This is a genomic window from Rhodoferax sp. WC2427, from assembly GCF_040822085.1.
Taxonomy (GTDB): Bacteria; Pseudomonadota; Gammaproteobacteria; order Burkholderiales; family Burkholderiaceae_C; genus Rhodoferax_B.
Window position 1 is genome coordinate 3,085,267 of the sequence record NZ_CP162006.1, and the last position, 17,439, is coordinate 3,102,705.

18 protein-coding genes are annotated in these 17,439 nt (G+C 62.2%); 9 read left to right on the top strand and 9 right to left on the bottom strand.

The genetic code is table 11. The features are described 5' to 3' along the window. Positions 1-311 precede the first annotated feature (311 nt). From nirB to AB3G31_RS14565, 9 genes are all read left to right on the top strand, one after another. Positions 312-2,756: a nitrite reductase large subunit NirB gene (nirB, locus tag AB3G31_RS14525; protein ID WP_367846793.1), complete on the top strand. Its 2,445-nt coding sequence runs from the start codon at positions 312-314 to the stop codon at positions 2,754-2,756. A gap of 66 nt (positions 2,757-2,822) precedes the next feature. After that, on the top strand, positions 2,823-3,203 hold the full coding sequence (nirD, locus tag AB3G31_RS14530) for a nitrite reductase small subunit NirD (protein ID WP_367846794.1): 381 nt from the start codon (positions 2,823-2,825) through the stop codon (positions 3,201-3,203). A 20-nt stretch (positions 3,204-3,223) separates the two neighbouring features. Further along, positions 3,224-6,043, top strand: a complete 2,820-nt coding sequence (locus tag AB3G31_RS14535) for a molybdopterin-dependent oxidoreductase (RefSeq protein ID WP_367846795.1) — start codon at positions 3,224-3,226, stop codon at positions 6,041-6,043. A gap of 61 nt (positions 6,044-6,104) precedes the next feature. Then, on the top strand, positions 6,105-7,040 hold the full coding sequence (gene ybiB, locus AB3G31_RS14540) for a DNA-binding protein YbiB (RefSeq protein WP_367846796.1): 936 nt from the start codon (positions 6,105-6,107) through the stop codon (positions 7,038-7,040). 65 nt (positions 7,041-7,105) lie between these two features. Next, positions 7,106-7,870, top strand: coding sequence for a uroporphyrinogen-III C-methyltransferase (gene cobA / locus AB3G31_RS14545; RefSeq protein WP_367850356.1), 765 nt, complete (start codon positions 7,106-7,108; stop codon positions 7,868-7,870). A gap of 243 nt (positions 7,871-8,113) precedes the next feature. Further along, positions 8,114-8,749: a hypothetical protein gene (locus AB3G31_RS14550; protein WP_367846797.1), complete on the top strand. Its 636-nt coding sequence runs from the start codon at positions 8,114-8,116 to the stop codon at positions 8,747-8,749. 59 nt (positions 8,750-8,808) lie between these two features. Continuing rightward, the gene (locus AB3G31_RS14555; protein ID WP_367846798.1) at positions 8,809-9,057 is read left to right on the top strand and encodes an HPr-rel-A system PqqD family peptide chaperone; all 249 of its coding nucleotides are present in this window, start codon (positions 8,809-8,811) and stop codon (positions 9,055-9,057) included. Continuing rightward, positions 9,054-9,971, top strand: coding sequence for an HprK-related kinase A (locus AB3G31_RS14560; protein ID WP_367846799.1), 918 nt, complete (start codon positions 9,054-9,056; stop codon positions 9,969-9,971). The genes AB3G31_RS14555 and AB3G31_RS14560 overlap by 4 nt, the downstream gene beginning before the upstream one ends. Continuing rightward, the gene (locus tag AB3G31_RS14565) at positions 9,968-11,047 is read left to right on the top strand and encodes a nucleotidyltransferase family protein (RefSeq protein WP_367846800.1); all 1,080 of its coding nucleotides are present in this window, start codon (positions 9,968-9,970) and stop codon (positions 11,045-11,047) included. The genes AB3G31_RS14560 and AB3G31_RS14565 overlap by 4 nt, the downstream gene beginning before the upstream one ends. A 213-nt stretch (positions 11,048-11,260) precedes the next feature. On the opposite strand, the gene AB3G31_RS14570 is transcribed toward AB3G31_RS14565, so the two are convergent. From AB3G31_RS14570 to AB3G31_RS14610, 9 genes are all read right to left on the bottom strand, one after another. Further along, positions 11,261-12,538, bottom strand: a complete 1,278-nt coding sequence (locus tag AB3G31_RS14570) for a phage major capsid protein (RefSeq protein WP_367846801.1) — start codon at positions 12,536-12,538, stop codon at positions 11,261-11,263. Between the two features lie 235 nt (positions 12,539-12,773). After that, entirely contained in the window at positions 12,774-13,010 is a 237-nt protein-coding gene (locus AB3G31_RS14575; RefSeq protein WP_367846802.1) for a hypothetical protein, read from the bottom strand. A 303-nt stretch (positions 13,011-13,313) separates the two neighbouring features. Continuing rightward, positions 13,314-14,906: a YfjI family protein gene (locus AB3G31_RS14580; protein WP_367846803.1), complete on the bottom strand. Its 1,593-nt coding sequence runs from the start codon at positions 14,904-14,906 to the stop codon at positions 13,314-13,316. Continuing rightward, complete coding sequence (locus AB3G31_RS14585) at positions 14,903-15,730, bottom strand: toprim domain-containing protein (protein WP_367846804.1); 828 nt, start codon at positions 15,728-15,730, stop codon at positions 14,903-14,905. The genes AB3G31_RS14580 and AB3G31_RS14585 overlap by 4 nt, the downstream gene beginning before the upstream one ends. A 156-nt stretch (positions 15,731-15,886) precedes the next feature. Further along, the gene (locus AB3G31_RS14590) at positions 15,887-16,129 is read right to left on the bottom strand and encodes a hypothetical protein (protein ID WP_367846805.1); all 243 of its coding nucleotides are present in this window, start codon (positions 16,127-16,129) and stop codon (positions 15,887-15,889) included. Next, positions 16,126-16,338, bottom strand: a complete 213-nt coding sequence (locus AB3G31_RS14595; RefSeq protein WP_367846806.1) for a hypothetical protein — start codon at positions 16,336-16,338, stop codon at positions 16,126-16,128. Before AB3G31_RS14595 ends, AB3G31_RS14590 begins: the two co-directional genes overlap by 4 nt. Next, positions 16,335-16,544 (bottom strand): hypothetical protein, encoded by a 210-nt coding sequence (locus AB3G31_RS14600; protein ID WP_367846807.1) that lies wholly within the window; start codon positions 16,542-16,544, stop codon positions 16,335-16,337. The genes AB3G31_RS14595 and AB3G31_RS14600 overlap by 4 nt, the downstream gene beginning before the upstream one ends. Before the next feature lie 3 nt (positions 16,545-16,547). Continuing rightward, a complete protein-coding gene (locus AB3G31_RS14605) occupies positions 16,548-16,769 on the bottom strand; it encodes a hypothetical protein (RefSeq protein WP_367846808.1) in 222 nt (73 codons plus the stop codon). Between the two features lie 313 nt (positions 16,770-17,082). Continuing rightward, positions 17,083-17,439: a hypothetical protein gene (locus AB3G31_RS14610; RefSeq protein ID WP_367846809.1), complete on the bottom strand. Its 357-nt coding sequence runs from the start codon at positions 17,437-17,439 to the stop codon at positions 17,083-17,085.

Sequence of the window (17,439 nt, forward strand, 5' to 3'; positions counted from 1 at the left end):
AAAAGGCGGCCAATCATATGGCACAAGTTTTGCGTAGTTCACGGCGGGCGTAACGAAGCGCCCACCCGCAGCCAACGCGCCGCGGAGCCCGCACACAACGCCGTGTGCCTGCATGTGTTTTCCACGGATGTGCTTTTCAGCATGTCTGGTCCGATGCCCTCCGGCTTCGGCAAGTTCGTATTTTTCTCTCTTATTTTTTTATGCCACAGCGGCGGGGTCGGTTCTGGAGTTTTTCCGGGTCTGGCATACAGCTTGCGCTGGGCCCCCCCGTCTAGCACTGCAACTTCAACCGCGTTTCTGGAGTACCTTCGATGAAAAAATCCAAATTGGTGATGGTGGGTAACGGCATGGCCGGTGTGCGCACGATTGAAGAGCTGCTCAAGGTCGCCCCCGACCTGTACGACATCACGGTCTTCGGCGCCGAGCCGCACCCCAACTACAACCGCATCCTGCTGTCGCCGGTGCTGGCCGGTGAGCAGACGCTGGACGAGATCGTGCTGAATTCGTGGGAGTGGTACAGCGACAACCACATCACCCTGCACGCCGGCAAAAAGGTCACCGAGGTGGACCGCGTGAACCGCGTGGTGCGGGCGGTAGCCCCCGACGGCAGCGTGGTCGAGGCCGAATACGACCGCCTGCTGATGTGCACCGGCTCCAACCCCTTCATCCTGCCCATCCCCGGCAAGGACCTGAAGGGCGTGGTCGCCTACCGCGACATCGCCGATACCAACGAGATGATCGACACCGCCACCAAGTACAAGAACGCGGTGGTAATTGGCGGCGGCCTGCTGGGCCTGGAGGCGGCCAACGGCCTGATGCTGCGCGGCATGACCGTAACCGTGGTGCACGTCAACGAATGGCTGATGGAGCGCCAGCTCGACAAGGTGGCGGGCAAGCTGCTGCAAAAGTCGCTGGAAGACCGGGGTCTGCAGTTCCGCCTGGGCGCGCAGACCCAGGAGCTGGTGGGCGGCGCCGATGGACGCGTCACCGCCATCCGCTTCAAGGACGGCTCTGAGGTGGCCACCGACCTGGTGGTGATGGCCGTGGGCATCCGCCCCAACACCGACCTGGCCGCCAAGATGCGCCTGCACATCGACCGCGGCATTGTGGTCACCGACACCATGCAGACCATCACCGATGGCCGCATCTACTCGGTAGGCGAATGCGCAGCGCACCGCGGCATCGCCTACGGCCTGGTGGCCCCGCTGTTCGAGCAGGCCAAGGTGGCGGCCAACCACCTGGCCGAGTTCGGCATTGGCCGCTACATGGGCTCGCTGACCTCTACCAAGCTGAAAGTCACCGGCATCGATTTGTTCAGCGCGGGCAACTTCACCGGTGGCGAAGGCACGGAAGAAATCGTCATGAGCGACCCGTTTGGCGGCGTCTACAAAAAGCTGGTGCTCAAGGACGACAAGCTCATCGGCGCCTGCCTGTACGGCGACACGGTGGACGGCAGCTACTACTTCAAGCTGCTGCGCGATGGCCGCAGCATCGGCGAGGTGCGCGACAAGCTGATGTTTGGCGAATCCAACATCGGCGACACCGGCCACGAAGGCCACAGCAAGGCCGCCAGCATGCCCGACAGCGCCGAAGTCTGCGGCTGCAACGGGGTCAACAAGGGCACCATCTGCAAGGCCATCAAGGAAAAAGGCCTGTTCACCCTGGAAGAAGTGAAAAAGCACACCAAGGCCAGCGCCTCCTGCGGCTCGTGCACCGGCCTGGTCGAGCAGATTTTGATGTTCACCGCGGGCGGCGACTACTCGGCCACGCCCAAGACCAAGGCGATCTGCGCCTGCACCGAGCAGGGCCACCAGGCGGTGCGCGATGCGATTGTTCAGAGCAAATTCCTCACCGTCGATGCGGTGTTCAAGGGCATGGGCTGGAAGACCCCGAATGGCTGCGCGAGCTGCCGTCCGGCCATCAACTACTACCTGATTTCCAGCTGGCCCAAGGAAGCCAAAGACGATCCGCAAAGCCGCTTCATCAACGAACGCAGCCACGCGAATATCCAGAAAGACGGCACCTACTCGGTGATCCCGCGCATGTGGGGCGGCCACACCACCCCCGACGACCTGCGCCGCATCGCCGATGTGGCCGACAAGTACGCCATTCCCACCGTCAAGGTCACCGGCGGCCAGCGCATCGACATGCTGGGCGTGAAGAAGGAAGACCTGCAAAACGTCTGGAATGACCTGGGCATGCCCTCCGGCCTGGCCTACGCCAAGGCGCTGCGCACAGTCAAGACCTGCGTGGGCAGCGAGTGGTGCCGCTTTGGCACGCAGGACTCGACCCAGCTGGGCAAGGACCTGGAGCATGCGCTGTGGGCCATGTACGCGCCGCACAAGGTCAAACTGGCCGTCAGCGGCTGCCCGCGCAACTGCGCAGAGTCGGGCATCAAAGACGTGGGCATCATCGGGGTGGATTCGGGCTGGGAAATCTATGTCGGCGGCAATGGCGGCATCAAGACCGAAGTGGCCCATTTCCTGGTGAAGGTGAAGACCGCCGAAGAGGTGATGGAATACGCCGGCGCGTTTTTGCAGCTCTACCGCGAAGAGGGTTGGTACCTGGAGCGCACGGTCCACTACATCGCCCGCACCGGACTGGCCACGGTAAAGAAAAAAATTCTGGACGATGCCGCGCACCGCAAGCAGCTGTGGGAACGCCTGCAGTTCGCGCTGGACGGCGAGCCCGATCCCTGGTTCGACTCCAAGGACGCGCAGGTCGACACCCGCCAGTTCACCGCCCTGTCCGCCTGAATTTATAAAAAATCGGCCCCTAGCGCTTATTCAATAAGCGTGAGCAGCTACGAAAGGAATAGCAAAATGAGCGAATGGAAAATCATCTGCCGCGTCGATGACATCCCCGTACTCGGCGCCCGCCGCGTCAGCCGCGCCCAGGGCATGGATGTCGCCGTGTTCCGCAACGCCGAGGACGAAATCTTTGCCGTGCTCGACCGCTGCCCGCACAAGGGCGGCCCGCTGAGCCAGGGCATCGTCTTCGGCACCAGCGTGGCCTGCCCGCTGCACAACTGGAACATCAATCTGGCCGACGGCTGCGTGCGCGAGCCCGACGTGGGCTGCACCCAGAAGTTCAGCGTCAAGGTGGACAAGGGCAACGTGCACCTCATGCCCGAAGAGCTGGCCACGCTGGCGCTGGAATTTATGCCGCCTACCGCGGGTCCAAAACTTTTGCAATCTGCCTAACGGCCTAACGCGCTCGCTCCATGACCAGCCCCACAGAAACCAAGTCCACCTGCCCGTACTGCGGTGTCGGTTGCGGCGTGATCATCGAATCCACCGGCGCGCAGATCACCGGTGTGCGCGGCGACCCCGACCACCCGGCCAACTTTGGCCGCCTGTGCACCAAGGGCTCCACCCTGCACCACACCGCCACCGCGGCCGTGACGCTGCAAACCCGGCTGCTCCACCCGATGCAGCGGCTGCACCGCGGCCAAGCCCCGCAGCGCGTGTCGTGGGACCACGCCCTGGGCATGGCCACCCGCAAATTCGCCCAGGTGATCCAGGACCATGGCCCCGACGCAGTGGGTTTCTACATCTCGGGCCAGCTGCTCACCGAGGATTACTACGTCTTCAACAAGCTGGCCAAGGGCCTGATCGGCACCAACAACGTCGACACCAACTCGCGCCTGTGCATGAGCAGCGCGGTGGCCGGCTACAAAACCACGCTGGGCGCAGATTCCCCCCCGGCCTGCTACGACGACGTGAACCACACGCAGTGCATCTTCATTGTGGGCAGCAACACCGCCTGGGCCCACCCCATCCTGTTTCGCCGCATCGAAGACGCCAAGCGCGCCAACCCGGCAATGAAGATCATCCTGGCCGACCCGCGCCGCACCGACACCGCCGAAATCGCCGACCTGCACCTGCCGATCCAGCCCGGCACCGACGTGATGCTTTTCAACGGCATGCTGCACATCATGCTGTGGGAGGGCTGGACGGATGCCGCCTACATAGCGGCCCACACCAACGACTTCGAGGCCCTGAAAGCCACCGTGCGCGACTGCACGCCCGAGCTGGTGGCGCAGATCTGCGGCATCACCAAGGAAGCGCTGCACCAGGCCGCCCAGTGGTTTGCCACCAGCAAAGCCACGCTCAGCCTGTACTGCATGGGCATGAACCAGTCCAGCAGCGGCACGGCCAAGAACGCGGCGCTGATCAACCTGCACCTGGCCACCGCACAGATCGGCAAGCCCGGTGCGGGCCCGTTCTCGCTCACCGGCCAGCCCAATGCCATGGGCGGGCGCGAAGTGGGCGGCATGGCGAACCTGCTCAGCGGCCACCGCGACCTGGCCAACCCGGCGCACCGCGCCGAGGTGGCCGCGCTGTGGGGTGTGGCGGATGTACCGTCGAAGCCCGGCAAAACCGCCATCGAGATGTTCCAGGCCGCCGCCGACGGTGAAATCAAGGCCCTGTGGATCGCCTGCACCAACCCCGCCCAGAGCATGCCCGACCAGACCACCGTGCGCCGGGCCCTGGAGCGCGCCGAGCTGGTCATCGTGCAAGAGGCCTTCAGCACCACCACCACCTGCGAATACGCCGACCTGCTGCTGCCCGCCACCACCTGGGGCGAAAAGGTCGGCACCGTGACCAATTCCGAGCGCCGCATCAGCCGCGTGCGCCCCGCCGTGGCCGCGCCCGGCGAGACGCGCCACGACTGGTCGATCGCGGTGGAGTTTGCCCAGCGGCTGGAAAAAGAGCTGCCTCCACTCCCTCTCCCGCTTGCGGGAGAGGGCCGGGGTGAGGGGGATGTCCGCACCCTGTTCCCCTACCCCACCCCCGAATCCATCTGGAACGAGCACCGCGAATCCACCCGGGGCCGGGATCTGGACATCACCGGCATGAGCTACGCCATGCTGGACGCAGGTGCCCAGCAGTGGCCGCTGCGCACAGGCGAAACCACCGGCCAGGCGCGCCTGTACGAAAACGGCATCTTCCCCACGGCAGACGGCAAAGCTAAGTTTGCCAACACCGTCTACAAACCGGTAGCCGAGCCGCGCGAAGCCCGCTACCCGTTCTCGCTCACCACCGGCCGCCTGCGCGACCAGTGGCACGGCATGAGCCGCACCGGCACCCTGGGCCGCCTGTTCGGCCACGTGGCCGAGCCCAGCATCCAGATGCACCCGCAAGACATGGCGCGCCGCCAGCTGACCGACGGGGACCTGGTCCACGTGACCAGCAAGCGCGGCTCCATCCTGGTGCCGCTGGTGGCCAGCACCGAGGTGGCCATGGGCCAGACCTTCATCGCCATGCATTGGGGCGAAGAGTTCCTGAGCGGCGTGAGCGCCAACGGCGAGCGCCTGATGGGCGTGAACGCGCTGACCAATTCGGCGTTTTGCCCCACCTCCAAGCAACCCGAGCTCAAGCACACCGCCATCAAGATCCTAAAGGCCGAAATGCCCTGGTCGCTGCTGGGCGTGGCCTGGTTGCCCGAAGCGCAGGCGCTGGCCGCCCGCGAAAAGCTCAAGGGCCTGATGGCGCAATTCCCGTTTGCCAGCGTGGTGCCGTTTGGCCGCGAACGCACCGGCCTGCTGTTCCGCGCCGCCAGCCACGAGGCCGCACCCGACGAGGTTATCGCCCAGATCGAAGCCCTGCTGGGCCTGGGCGGCCTGGACGTGCTGCGCTACGCCGACAAAAAGAAGGGCCAGCGCCGTGCCGTCAAGCTGGAGCGCACGGCCGACAATGCAGAGCTCACCGGCTTCGTGCTGGCAGGCGACACCAGCGCCGAGGTCTGGATCAAAACCCTGCTGCAAGACCAGCTGCCCGCCCTGGCCTATGGCCGCCTGCTGCTGGTGCCCGGCAGCAAAGCCCCGGTGGCGGTGAAGGCCCGCGGCAAGCAGGTCTGCACCTGCTTCAACGTTACCGACGATGCCATCCGCGCCACACTGGTGGACTGCCGCGGCTTTGAAGACGAGCGCCTGGGCCAGTTGCAAACGGCGCTGAAGTGCGGCACCAACTGCGGCTCCTGCCTGCCCGAAGTGCGCAAAATGGTGCGTGCCAGCATGCCCACGGCGCAGGCTGCCTGAGCTGCGCCACCGTCATTCAGCAAATAACCCACCGTTATCAGCCATCCACGACAATCGCGCCATGGGAATCAGCCAATACATCAAAGAAATCGGCCGTGGCAAAGACGGCGCACGCGCCTTGTCACGCGCTCAAGCCGCCGACCTGTTCGGCCAGGTGCTGGACGGCACCGTCACCGACCTGGAAGTGGGCGGCTTCTGCCTGGCCATGCGCATCAAGGGCGAAACCGAGCAGGAAATGGCCGGTTTTCTGGACGCAACCTACGCCCGCCTCACCATGGTGCCCGCCTGCGACCGCCCGCTAGTCGTGCTGCCCAGCTACAACGGTGCCCGCAAGCTGCCGGTCCTCACGCCGCTGCTGGCTCTGCTTTTGGCGCGCGAAGGTCTGCCGGTGCTGGTCCACGGCACGGCCACCGAGTCCACCCGTATTTCTGCACAAAATGTGCTGCTAGCGCTAGGCACACCAGCACAAGCAGCTATCAAAAAAATAGCAAACGGCACCGTGGCTTTTGCCACCACCGAGCTGCTCTGCCCCGGCCTGAAGCGCCTGCTGGACGTGCGCCGCGCGGTCGGCCTGCGCAACCCGGCCCACAGCCTGGTCAAACTGATGGCCCCCTGCAATGGCCCGGCCCTGGTGGTCAGCAGCTACACGCACCCCGAGTACGCCGTGTCCATGGCCGCCACCTTCGCGCTGATGGAATCCAACGCCCTGCTGCTGCGCGGCACCGAAGGCGAAGTGGTGGCCGACGCCCGCCGCGCCCCGCAAATGACCGGCTACCTGCGCGGCCAGCCCCAGCTGATGCAGGAAGCCCAGTCCGGCCCGCTGGCGGCGGTGCCCGACCTGCCAAAAGAGATCGATGCCGACAGCACGGCCGCCTACATCCGCGACGTACTGGCCGGGCACAAACCCGTGCCCGCCCCCATCGCCCAGCAAGTGGCGCATATCTTGCGATTGACCCAGCAAGTGACACAACAAATAAACGAACCGGCCACCGTATGAAGCCCACCGACACATCCTTCCCCAGCAGCTTTGGCACCGTGAACCAGCTGACCCCCGCCAAAGCCGTGCACGGCGGCCAGTGCACCCTGGTCGGTGCCGGCCCGGGCGACCCCGAGCTGCTGACGCTCAAAGCCCTGAAAGCCATCCAGGCCGCCACCGTGCTGCTGGTGGACGACCTGGTGAGCGACGAGATCACCGCCTTTGCCTCGCCCACGGCGCGTATCGTCCACGTGGGCAAGCGCGGCGGCTGCAAGTCCACCCCCCAGGCCTTCATCGAAAAATTGATGATCATGGCCGCCCGCGAAGGCGAAAACGTGGTGCGCCTCAAGGGCGGCGACCCCTTCATCTTTGGCCGTGGCGGCGAAGAAGTCGAACACCTGCAGGCTGCAGGCATCCAGGTCAGCGTCATCAACGGCATCACCTCCGGCCTGGCCGCCGTCACCTCGCTGAACGTGCCCCTCACCCACCGCGAATACGCCCACGGCGTGGTCTTCGTCACCGGCCACGCCAAACCCAACGACGAAGGCACCGACTGGCAGGCCCTGGCCGCCACCGCCTTCAGCGCCAAGCTCACCCTGGTGATCTACATGGGCGTCAGCGGTGCCCGCCGGATCCAGGACGAACTGCTCACCGGCCTGCCCGCCAGCACGCCCGTGGCGGTGGTGCAAAACGTCTCGCTGGCGACCCAACGCCACGTCGTGACCACCCTGGGTGCCTTGTTTGACACCATCGTGCGCGAACAACTCGGCAGCCCGTCCATCATGGTGGTGGGCGACGTGGTGCGCGGCATCCAGGTGGCGGTAGACGGCGCACGGGCGCAGGCCGCCTGAAGGCCCGACGAGACAATGTTGGGGCGCAGCCATGCAGGCCCCAACCGCCTGGAAAGTGATGTCGGATTTTTTTACAATGCCGGGACTTTTTGCACACAAATTGAAAGTGGAAATCCGCGTAGGTCCTTTAAGCTGTTGAATTGCTTGCTTATTTTTTTATAATTTAAGTAAGGCACAATATTTGCTGCATTCAGGCTAACAACCCGAATTCAGCGGCCGCTCCAAGAACGCTCAGGACTACCTATGTCAAAGAATCCCCACACTTCAACGCCCGAAACCGAAACAGCCGACATGCAGAGCGGCACCTCCGGTCTTGCCTCCGATGCCATGGCCCGCCGTCGCATGCTGTTGAAGAGCCTGGGCAAAGGTTCTTCCGTGATTGCCGCCGCGGCCGTTCCCATGCACACCCTGGCAGCGACAGGCACACTGGCCAAAACCATCAATGGCACCCGTTGCACCATCTCCAGCATGGCCTCCGGCGTGCACTCCAAGGACACCACGACGGAACAGTGCATCGGCCTGAAGCCTTCCAAGTTCGCTGTCGCCCCAACCAATTGGCCCAACACGACCTTCGACGCGCCAACCGGTTCCTACATCGTGACGAGCGCGGGCATCACCAGCTTCAGAAATACTTCGCCGTTCAATACCGTGTTCGGCGGGAGCATCGCCACCCCCTTGTCCACCATCCTGTCCACCGCGCAAAATTCAGACGAAGCTGTGTGGGTTACCGCGCTGTTGAACGCCATCATTTGCGCCTCTGGCATCACCAGCACGGGGGTCAAGAACTTCCCCTACACCCCGGCGCAAGTGATCGGCCTGTATGCATCCAACCCCACCGCTGCGGTGGCGTTTTTCAGAGCCAACCTGCAAAGCTTCTAACGCGCAGGCATTCAAAAATTCCACACCACACCCGCTACAGCATCAATCCTGCCACCAGTTTGCACTGGGCTTCGTGGGATGATGCCTATGTCGTCTTTGACGAAGGGTCGGGTCAAACCCACCAAATGGATTCGGTCCGGGCCTTCGTGCTGGACCGGCTATGCGAAGGCGTGCAAAGCACGGACAAGCTGGCGGCAGAGCTTGCCAGCATTCCTGCGCTGGCCGATACTTCCGGCTTGGCTGCATTGGTTGAAACCATTTTGGATGAATTTTGTGGGCATGGATTGGCGGAAGTGGCTAGCGCGTGAAATTGGAAAAACTGTCGGCATCCGCCGTTCAAAATAAACTCAAAAGCAATGGGCTGATTCTGAAAATCGGCCCATTTTCATTTCGGATTATTTCGCCGATTGCGTCCGTCGCAGACGGTCTGGTCGCCCTGTACGCCAACCACGTGGTGCTGGACGACAGCCACTTCGTGGACTACACCGTCACGATCGCCTCTGCTTCCGGCTGGCGGCGCTGGACCCGACGCCAGGCGATTTTCCAATTCGACGGCATGGAACCCTTTATTCCTTTGCCCGAAGACCACGCCTTTCCCCTGCTGGAATGGTCAATGAACTGGTGCATCGCCATGCACGCCCACCACTACCTGCTGCTGCATTCCGCGGTGATCGAAAAAGAAGGCTGTGCCGTGGTCATGCCGGCCCCACCCGGCTCGGGCAAAAGCACCCTCTGTGCGGGCCTGGTACACCGTGGCTGGCGGCTGCTGTCGGATGAGCTGGCGCTGATTTCGCTCACTGGCACCGCCATTACGCCGCTGGGCCGCCCCATCAGTCTGAAAAACCAATCGATTGAAGTGATGCGCAGCTTCGTGCCCGGTGCCGTGTTCAGCAAGGAGGTACTCGATACCTCCAAAGGCCGGGTGTCTCTGATGAAAGTGCCCACGGCACATACCGAGCGGATCCAGGAAACCGCCCAGCCCCGCTGGGTGGTCTTCCCGAAATATGTGGCGGGCTCCTTGCCCCAGATGGTGCCACGCTCCAAGGCCAACAGCATGCTGGAACTGGGCCGCAACTCGTTCAACTACATGGTGCTGGGCCTCAAAGGCTTTGAGGTGCTCTCCAAGGTGATCGATGCCAGCGATTGCTACGACTTTCAGTACAGCCAGCTCGACGACGCGGTGGCCGCATTCGATGATCTGGTCGCCAGGAGAAACGATTGAGCACCCCGCTTTTAACGGCTGTCTGGGCCGAGCCCGGTTGGCGGCCTCAATTGTCGGTCCGCGAGTGGGAGGCCTTGTTCGGCCAGGCACGCCAATCCAGCCTGCTGGCACGCCTGGCCTACCTGCACGTGGACAAGGGGCTTCTGCCCGAGGTACCCGACGGTCCACGCCCCCACCTCGAAGGCGCCTTGCGGCTCGCGGACCGGCAGCAGCACGAGGTGCGCTGGGAGGTCGATTGCATCCGCCGGGCCTTGCGCGGTGTGGACACCCCCATCGTGCTGCTCAAGGGCGCGGCCTACCTGATGGCCGACCTGTCCACCGCGCGGGGCCGCTTGTTTTCCGACATCGACATCCTGGTACCCCACGACCGCATAGCAGACACCGAAAGCGCACTGTTCGGTGCGGGCTGGATCTCCGACGAGCGGGATGCCTACAACGAGCGCTACTACCGGGAATGGATGCACGAAATCCCCCCGCTGCGGCATATCCACCGCCAGTCGTATATCGACCTGCACCACACCATCACCCCGCCTACTTCGCGGTTCAAGGTGGATGGCCAGGAACTGCTGCGCAACATCCAGCCCCTGGCAGGCTACCCCGGGCTGTATGTGCTGGCCCCCGTGGACATGGTGCTGCACAGCGCGGTGCACCTTTTCCAGGAAGGTGAGTTCGGCCATGGCCTGCGCGACCTACTGGACCTGCACGACCTGTTCGCCGACTTCCAGGGCCGTCCCGGTTTTTGGGATGCCTTGCTGAACCGTGCCGACGGGCTGGGCCTGCAGATCCCCTTGTTTCACGCCACCTTCCATCTGCGACGTCTGTTCCAATTCAGCCCACCGCCCCAGTTCCTTGAGCGGCTGGAGAAGATGGGCCCCAACCCAGTATCCCGCACGCTGATGGCCTGGATGCTGGGCCTGGCGCTACGACCCGACCACCCCAGCTGCGACAGCCGCTGGACCGGGCTGGCGCGCTGGCTGCTGTACGTGCGCTCGCACGCACTGCGCATGCCCATGCGCCTGCTGGTACCGCACTTGCTGCGTAAATCCTGGATGCAGCGCTTTCCCCAAAAGCCCTAGAACGCAAAAAGCCCCTGCGCTGGCACGGCGCAGGGGCTTGGTCGGAAAGCGAATGGCTTACATGTTCGATCATTCTCTTTCGATCGGTCCAAAACCCGCATGTACAAACGATTCTTCGTTCTACATACTATCTCTATGGCTCCATTTATGGCTCCTTGAATTCAAAAGGGCCACTGTATTCAGCAGCCCTTTTTTCAACTGAATAGCAAGCTATTAGCCTCCCACGGAACTCGTAAGCCTCATTGAACCGACCGTACGAAATACAGGGATCACTCGCATTTCACCCAATATAGTGCAAAGGTTGTTGGTGAAATCATCTCCGACATAGCTCACTTCAACCGAGAAGTCATCAACAACCATGAGTTCAGCGTGCGCGCTATCAACCACCAAGGCTTTGCGAATTGGTATATTGGCACTGAGCACAACACGCAAACCACGGAGCATTGATGGTAGCAGCCCCAAATAAGACCCGGACAAATACTCATTTGTCGAAGACGTGGCAACGCATGCCCTCAGCCACTCCCGAGGATGCAAAACGACTACATCCGGATTGAAGCCTGCAAGCTGCATAGTTGCCACTTCATCACTAATCGCATCCACAAGCATATTGAAATCTGTGACGTAGTTAGGTGTGGCCAAGCTTATGAAGCCACCAACAAATCCCGTACCTCCCGTAGCTAAGGCCACATCCAAAGCGGCATTGACACTACGTGCCAAATTAATATCCACTGCGCGCTTCAGTTCGGCACTGTCGGACATTGCCTGGCGGCTGATTTTTGAAAAACCAGCTACCGTAATTGCACTCTGAGTAATCAGCGTGAAATCAGGCCGTACTGCGGCCTTTGCAGCGCCTTCAGCAGCCTGGATTGCAGCAGCCCCTTGCGTTCCAGTGAACCGGCTGTACTCAATCGCAGACGTGCCAGGCGCGGGCCGAACGGACAGAGCATTCTGGAGGCCGAGCAACCCACCAGTGGGTCCACCGACTCCACCAGAGACGACAGTGCGGCCATTTGCAGTAGTCAGCGCATCGCTGGCGGCCTTGATTTCAAGACGAACGCTGCGGGTTTTCGCAAACAACTCCTTGTTTGCATCAAATGCTTTCAAGAATTGGTCGCCCAGGCTAACGCTCTTCTGGATGTAGTCGCCCGTCAGAATTTCACCGCCTTTTTGCTCCAGTTGGAGCACCCGGTCTGCCAGCTCAGTCTGAATGGATTTGCTCTCACGCAGCCCAGTCTCGATCTTGTCGAGCGACTTCCCGATAAGCGTGAGATCCCCCACACACATCATGGAGAGACCAGCAAGCAGGTCAGTGTGCTGCATTGCGAAGCCGTGTAGATCTAAACCAAAGGCCTGAGCAGCGACGGACAGGGAAGCGATTGCCAGGCAGATAGCGAGGCGGGATAAGTTTGAAGTTTTCACGATGGATGCCTTAAAAAAGTGGTTGTTTGCCGCCTCAAAACCTAACAGCATCCCGCCGTTTTGATTTGTCAACACGTCACACCATCCCTTGCATCCCGCAAGCTAGCCAGCATCCCGCCGGTCGTGACCCGCGAAGATCTTTTTTCTCGCGGTGTGGTGCGAGTTTATCACACCACACCTAATTTCTAAAACTATTACGGAAAAAATCTCGCCCAATGAACGGCCCTGCGCCTGGACAACCCCAGCCACCGGTGAAGAAGCCGCTCCAGCTTTCGGCGGCGCATCAGGCGGAAATATTCAGCGTCGGTCATGAGGGGAACACCTTCGAGTGAAGGGCCACATAGCTACCGTCAGAGTCCACCAGGCGCAGCCCAATTGCAGGCGAAGGAGTGAACTGGATCAGCATCTCCAGGCCAGCGCCTGCAGCCAGGTGTGTGCGGGCTACAGCGCCGCCGTCTTGCATGGCATCGAGCCACCGGGCCATGACCTCAGTCGCCGAAGTCATCACCATCATTTCAAAATCTGCTTGTGTCAGTTGTTCCATGTCATTCCTGTTTAAACCCCCAGGGGGTAGTTTTCGTCCTTCATAAAAATTCAGGTAACCGTACGGTTTCCGGGGGGCAGCCTTGGACTTTTCACCCACCCCACCCAACCCAAGGCGGCCCCCTCCCCCACCCCTGTCGACAGACCGACAAAGTCGACAGACCCACAATCTACATGCTGTGCCAGCACCGTGGTTTGGACTGCCCGTTTTGAGTCTGTCGACTTTGTCGGTCTGTCGACAGGGGTATATGCCTTTGAGCGTAAGTCATTGAATTTAAATAAATAAATAGGTTAAAAATGATCTTTAGGACAGACCAGACAGGGTAGACAGTGATCCCAATAGCATTGGGTTAACCCTATAAGCAGCGCTTGGCGGTGCACCTTTGTTGTGCCGTTTGAACTCTTTGATGCAGTCCATGGCATCCAGTCTGTCGAGAGTCCGCTTGAGTTTGTCTACAGACCTGAACCGCCCTTCCATGGCCTTCTGTGCGTCACGGCGGGTGAACTCCTCGTAATCGTGGGCCCGCACCCAGCGCAGTACGGCCAGTGCATCCACGTCGGTGGAGTCAGTGCCCAGCAGGCCGAATGCCGCCTGGGCGTGGGGTATCAGTACCCTGGCCAGCCGGATAGCCCGGTCCATCGCGCACCAGCTCACGGCCTCGGCCTGTAGCCCCGCCTCGGCCAGCTCCAGCAGCGCGGCCACCCGCGCCACTGCCCCGGCCAGCTTTGAGGTCCAGTCGCGCAGGCTCTCGAACACACCGCCGTCACCCTGGTTGTCCTCGATGTACTGGCTGAAATCCAGCCACAGCTCTTTGGCAGAGTCGGACAGGGGCAGCACCCGCACCTTGGGCACTGTGCCCGGCTCGCACAGATAGCCCTCCAGCAGCCCCGTTACGCCCTGTTCGTAGGCGGCACGCACACCGGGGTCTATGCTGGTGTGCGCCCGCACGTCGCGCCTGCCCACGTTGGACGCGGGCACAGCGTACAGAAACCGGGCCAGCAAGCCGCTATCCCTGAATCCCTTGCTGCCCGCCACCTCGGACAACATGCCCGGCTGCACCATCAGGTTGAAGCTCAAGGCGGGTTTGTCCACGTGGGCCATCCGGCCCGCCCGGTCGATGCGCATGGCACTGCCTGCATGGCCCTGCAAGAACACGTCGAGGTTCTGCGCCCCGCCCGAGTACGCACCTGCCATGACCCGGAAAATGCCCGGCTCATCGCTGTGCACGGCCATGCGCTCCGAGTGCTCAAACAGCATGGCTTGCAGCCGCTCGGCGGTAGTGTCGCCCGTGAACAGCCGGGGCGCACGCACCTCTTCCGGCATACCCAGTTCCTCGTTTTCGATATCCTGGCGGATGGCCTGCAAGTCCTTGGGCTCTTTGCACTTGGCGGCTTGCTGGTTCAGCGCCTCGATACGCTTTTTGGCCGTGCTGCGGGCGGCGTTGGTGCGGGCAATCAGCACCCGATAGCGGTCGTATTGGAGTTTTTCCCACTTCACGATGGGCCCCATGAATGCCCCCAGCACCGCCGTTTTGCGCGTGCCGCTGGGGGATGCCGACAACACCCACAAGGCCAGCGGCTCGGTGTAGTCGTCGCCATGTGGTGCCACCTCAAACCGGCGCTGCAACAGCGTGGCCAGGACCCCCAGCACGCACATCACGCCCAGGGCGGGCGGGGTTTGCGTGCTGGCCGATACCGCCCTGGCCATATCGGCCCACACGCCCTGCAAAATGTCTTCCGGCATATCCGGTGTGCGCAGGGTGCCGGGAATCATGGGCTCAGGCCAGGCTGGCGGCTCCACGGCCGGGGTGGCCTGGTTGACGCTATCCGCCACGGCCGCCAACCCCTCTATGCCGGCCAGGTCGTTGAAGTCGGTCAAGTCGGGGAAGGTCTTCACGCCGTCAGCTCCCGCTTGAATCGGGGAACTGCCACATAGCCGCCCACCGCTTTGGCAGCCGCCCGCGCCGCCGTCACACCGGGGTTACCGGGGGTTTTGAAGTCATCGTCAGCACACAGCACCAGCCGCAACCCGGGGAACTTGCTGCGCAGGGCACGTGCGACCGCTTCCATGTTGCCGCAACTGAAACACGCGGCCACCGCCCGGCCCGTGGCCGCGTACAGCGTGCTTGCGGTGGCCATGCCCTCGGCCACCAGCAGCGAATCGGTAGGCCTGCCGATGGCGAAGTAACAGCCCGCGATGCGCCCGCCGGTTAAAAACCGCTTGCTGCCGTCGGCCATGATGAATTGCAAGGTGTGCAAAGTGCCTTGCAGGTCACGCGCCGGGACAAGCAGCATGTCGCGCAGCTGGCGCAAACCGTAGGACCGGATGCGCTTGCGCACCAGGTAAGGGTGCCCATTGCTCGCGGGGTGGGCACGCTCCCACAGCTTTTGCGCCTTGGTGCGGGCCGCGGCCTGCACCGCCGTCCGCTCTTGAGCGTGGGCCAGGCGCACCGCCCGCACCCGCTGCTGAATCTCGGCCCGCTCGGCGGGCGTGGGCGGCCTGCTCGATGCCGCACGCCACGCATGGGTTTCGCTGGTTTTCCAACTGCCGAACGCACCAAATGGCGCAGGGCCATCGTGCAGCACGGCCCAGCCGTTGCGGCTGCCGGGCTTGTCGCCCATGAGGCGAAAGCGCACCAACTTGCCGTCGGCGCACAGATCCAGGGCTTTGTGCGGGTGCAGCCCCGCCGATGCCATAGCATCATGGATGGTGTTGGCCATGGCTTAGGCCCTCCCAGCTACGTCGGCCAGAGTCAAGGTTCTGGCGGTCATTCTTCGCACTCCCCCAGCTTGAGGCGGATTTCAAAATTCGCCTCTGCCGCGATCTCAGCCATACCCCGCAGGCCGTCAATCTGACTAGCCAGTGAAAACAGCAGCTCAGAGACATCTTCTTTGCTTTGGAAGCTGCCCCCGGGTGCCATCAAAGGCGACAACGCAAGCCAAGCTTTCTACCCAGCCAGCCAGGTGCATGGTTTGCGTGGCCACGTGGTTGCTTGCGCCGTCGGCAAACCATTGCAGCGTGCGTACATCCATCGACGGGCGGGCCTGGTCCCAAAGCAGCGACAAGGCAGATGCAGGGCGAAAAATCTCAAATCGTTCGGAGTCTTTGGTGGTGCTCATACTGCCTCCCCGGTGCTTGGGAGAGCTTCGAGCTTGCGCAAGTTGACAAGGCGGTCCAAATACCTTTGCAGTCCGGCGTAAGCAGTTTCCAGTTCATCGTCTTGATTTCCTAGCTCTAACTTAGCCATCAGCAGAGCGGCCATGGAAATCAATACGCCGTCATAGACCAGGGACATATCCGGGGAGGTTGGAGCCGTGGACGTGCTCATGCTGCACCGCCTGTCTTGTGAATGCGGCGCAGCTGCTCGAAGTGTTGTTCAGCTTCTGCCCGCGAGTCGTATTTCGCTACTTGCTGGTGATCCAGGTACACGCCATAGGGGCGTACCAAATCCAAGCCGATGCATAGAGGGCTTGATGTGCTTGTACGCGTGGCTGTGGCGTTGGTGCCCGTGGTGGGCTGGGTGGTGGTGGCCATGGCTCAGGCCCCCGCGGTCAAAGGGTGGACGGACTCGGCACACGCCTGTTTCAGCATCGACGCGGCACGCACAGCGCGCAGGGTGGCGGCTTGCAGGTCGCTGGGGTGCTTGGCTTTGCGGATGAAATACAGCGCCGTGGAAAGCGCGTTTTCTATGGCTTGCTGCCGGGCGATGGGGGACGTGGTGCCCGTTTTGGGCGTGCTGGTGGGGTTGACCTTGGTCATGGTTTCGGCTCCTACGGGAGTTACAAAAACCATCCGTCGCACTTTTGAGATGCTCAGGATGGACGTGGGGCTCAAAACATGTCCGTAGTCATGCTGCCGTCCTTGCGGATAGACAACCCCACGTCCAAAACCAATAAATTCTGGGCGTGAAAAAACCTCACTGACGGGGAGGAAAGCCGCTACGGACGAGGTGTTTTGAGCACCGGGAGGAACTTTAGCACGGCTTCGCGCCGCCCTGCAAAAAATATTGTTCATGGCGTGTCGTTTTGTATATGTTTTAAGGCTCTAGCGCTTGTGATATCAGCGCGAGAAGCTATTTATTTGGTAGCGTTTCTGGTTGACCAGGTGCAGACCGTGCCAGCGCTTCGCCCGTGGCGGGGTCGAACACGGCCAGCACACCAGGCCATTCCAGCCGGACAAGTAGCGTGGATGCGCCCACCTTCATGCGCCGTTGCCACAAGGTGTGGGGCGCGTGCAGTGAGGCGAAATTGGTGGCCTTGGCCAACAGCCGCGCCTGGCTGGCGCTGGCCAGTTGGCGCAGGTAGTCGGGGGCTGATGGGTTGATGGAAGGCGGGATATCGCCGACAATCGAGAAGTCGTTTTGTGACTCGCCCGCCGCCTGGTTGCCGCCAGTGGTGGGCGTTTCTTTTTGGAGCGTGGCGTGCTGCAT